Genomic DNA, 3218 nt, shown 5'->3' on the forward strand with positions numbered 1-3218 from the left:
AGGTGCGGCGGCCCCGTGGGCCCGCGCGGTGTGGCGAAGGACGCAAGACCGGCTTTAGGAGGCGCCCGAAGCATGGCGGCGCCGCGTTCGACGAGCCTCGGCCGGGACCGCCCCGTGTCCGGCCGGCCTGCGCCACGGCGCGGTGCGGCTCCGCCCGGGAGTGCCCCGGGCGGAGCCGTCGGGGAGGCAGCCGACGGGGCGCGACACCGTCAGGGCTTCCCCCTGGGCCGTGAGGCCGACTTCTCCCCGACGAGGGGCCGACGTGCAGGAGGGACAGCCCGTGACGGGATCTGACAGGGCCAGGCCGGCCGGGAACGCGGCGGTGCACACCCAGGTGTGCATCATCGGCGGCGGACCGGCGGGGATGACACTCGGCCTCGAACTGGCCCGCCGCTCGGTCGAGGTCGTGGTCGTGGAACAGAGCGGCCACTTCGACCGCTCCTTCCGCGGTGAGTCGATCTCACCCGACTCGGTGTGGCTGCTGGAACGTCTGGGGATCCTGGACAAGGTCCGCGACCAGACCCTGGAAACCCGCCGGATGCAGATCATGGACGGCGGCCGGGTGGTGCTGGACGCCGACTTCTCCGCGTTCGACCAGCCGTGCCGCTACCCGATGGAGCTTCCGCAGCCGCCGCTGCTGACGGCGCTGGCCGAGGAGGGTGCCTCGCTTCCGGGGTTCACCCTGCTGCGGCGGAGCACCGCGGTGGAACTGCTGCGGGACGGCGAGGCGGTGACCGGCGCCCGGGTCCGCGGCCCCGACGGGGATGTCGAGGTGCGGGCCGCGCTGACGGTGGGCGCGGACGGCCGGTTCAGCAAGGTGCGTCAGATGGCGGGCCTGCCGTACGAGAAGATCCCGCTGGAGCGGGACTTCGTCTGGTTCAAGGTGCCGGTCCCCGAGGCCTGGGACCCGCACACCTACCGGGTACGGATCCGGGGGAACCGGCACGGCCTGTTCATCCCCACCGTGCCCGACCTGGTACGGGTCGGCTTCAACATCCCCAAGGGCGGCCTGCGGGAGATGCGGGGGCAGGGCCTGCCCGCGCTGTACGAGCGGATCGACGAGCTGGCCCCCGAGATCTCCCAGGAGGTACGGGAGTCCGTCACCAGCTGGTCCGACACCTCGATGCTGGACATCTTCACCACCGTCGTGAACCGCTGGTCCATGCCCGGCCTGGTGCTGATCGGCGACGCGGCGCACACGCTGACACCGGTGCTCGGGCAAGGGGTGAACCACGCCATCACCGACGCCGTGATGCTCGCGCCCCTGGTGGCTCCCGTCCTGCGGGGCTCCGGCGACCACCGGTCGGCGCTGCTGAGGGCCACCGAGCGTTTCCAGCACGAGCGGGAGCAGGCGGTGGCCCGCTCCCGTGACCTGCAGCTGCGCCAGGAACGCGCGTTCGCGCTCTCCGGCACCCTGCCGGTGGCGCTGCGGGGGCTCGCGTACCGGCTGGTGAGCTCCAACGACGCCCTGAAGCGGCGGATCGTCGCGGGCATCTACTACCCGCTCCAGGAGGCGCACCGCACCGGCCGCACCGTGGTGCGGATGGCGCCCACCGCGCCCGCCGCACCCATCGCGCCCGCCGCCCACCTCGGCGCCGACCCGTCCGACGTCTGACCCCGTCGCCCCGCGCCGCGCCTCAGCCCGCGACCTGCCCCACCGCCCGACTCCGACGCGCTACGAAGAGGACTCAACGCCATGACCGCACAGCCCGAGACAGCACCCGACACCGCTCCCGCGCACTCCGCCCCCGACGACGAGACGGTACGTCCCTATCCCTTCGAACGGCCGTCCGCGATGCAGGCCTGCCCGGTGTACAAGGACCTGCGGGAGACCTGCCCCGTGTCCAAGGTGCGGATGCCCAGCGGCGACCAGGCCTTCCTGGTCACGACGTACGACGAGGTCCGCACCGTCCTGTCGGACCAGCGGTTCAGCCGGGCCGCCACGCTGGAGGACGGCGCCCCCCGGCTGGCGGCCGCCCCGCAGAAGTTCAAGAGCCTGCTCAACATGGACCCGCCCGAGCACTCCCGGGTGCGCAAGCTGGTCTCCCGGGAGTTCACCGCCCGCCGGGTCGCGGCACTGCGCCCGCGGATCCAGGAGCACACGGACGCCCTGCTGGACGCGATGGCCGAGCAGGAGGGCCCGCTGGACCTCATCCCGGCCCTGGCCTTCCCGCTCCCGGTGATCGTGATCTGCGAGCTGCTCGGCGTGCCCTTCGACGACCGGGAGAAGTTCGCCGCCTGGGCGAGCGCCTTCCTGGCCACCACCTCGCGGACCAAGGACGAGATGCTTCAGGCCCAGATCGGGCTGTTCACGTACCTCTCCGAACTCGTCGAGGCCAAGCGCGAGAACCCCGGTGAGGACCTGCTCTCGGCCCTGGTCCAGATCCACGACGAGGACGGTGACCGGCTCAGCCACGAGGAGCTGATCTTCCTGGGCATCAGCCTGCTGGTGGCCGGCCACGAGACGACGGTCAACCAGATCGCGAACAGCGTGGTCGCGCTGCTCACCCACCCCGAACAACTGGCCGCCCTGCGCGCCGAGCCGGAGCTGATCGGCAACGCCATGGAGGAGATGCTGCGCGCCTATCCGCCCGGTGACGAGGCCCTGCTGCGGATCGCCACGGAGGACGTCGAGCTCGGCGGTGTGCTGATCCCTGCGGGCAGCGCCGTGCTGCCGGGCCTGGCGTCGGCCAACCGGGACGCGAACCAGTTCAGCGACCCGGACGGCCTCGACTTCCACCGGCCGACGAACCCGCACTTCGCCTTCAGCCACGGCCCGCACTACTGCATCGGCTCCGGCCTGGCCCGGCTGGAGCTCCAGATAGCGATCGGCACGCTCATCGAGCGCTTCCCGACACTGAAGCTGGCGGTGGCGCCGGAGGAGCTGCCCCGGCCGTCCGGGATGCTCGTCCACGGCATCACCGCGTTGCCCGTCACCTGGTGACGGAAGCCTCTACGACGCCTTCTCCACGCGGTACGCGACTCCCCCGGGCGGGGCCGGTCCTCCGGCCCCGCCCGGGGGAGTTCGTGCGGGCGGCGTACACACGCGTACCCGCCAGGGGGCGGACGAGTGGTCCGCCGTCCGTACGAGTGGTCCGCGGGCCGGACGCGGACGCACGTGGGCCCCGGCCCGGTCACGGCGGGGGCCCCCTGGGGCCGGCCGGAGGCCGCCCGGCCGAAAGGGAGAGCGGCGGGGTTGGGAAGAGGGTGAGAATGGG

Annotated in this window: 2 protein-coding genes; both read left to right on the top strand. The window is 72.7% G+C overall.

Annotated features, from left to right (window positions below; translation table 11 throughout):
- The first annotated feature begins 280 nt into the window (after positions 1 to 280).
- Positions 281 to 1615 (top strand): FAD-dependent oxidoreductase, encoded by a 1335-nt coding sequence (locus ACWCRJ_RS23050; RefSeq protein WP_450941033.1) that lies wholly within the window; start codon positions 281 to 283, stop codon positions 1613 to 1615.
- 81 nt (positions 1616 to 1696) lie between these two features.
- Positions 1697 to 2944 carry a cytochrome P450 gene (locus tag ACWCRJ_RS23055; RefSeq protein WP_450941034.1) on the top strand — a complete coding sequence of 416 codons (1248 nt, stop codon included), beginning with the start codon at positions 1697 to 1699 and terminating at the stop codon, positions 2942 to 2944.
- Positions 2945 to 3218 lie beyond the last annotated feature (274 nt).

The organism is Streptomyces sp. NPDC002324 (assembly GCF_053593335.1).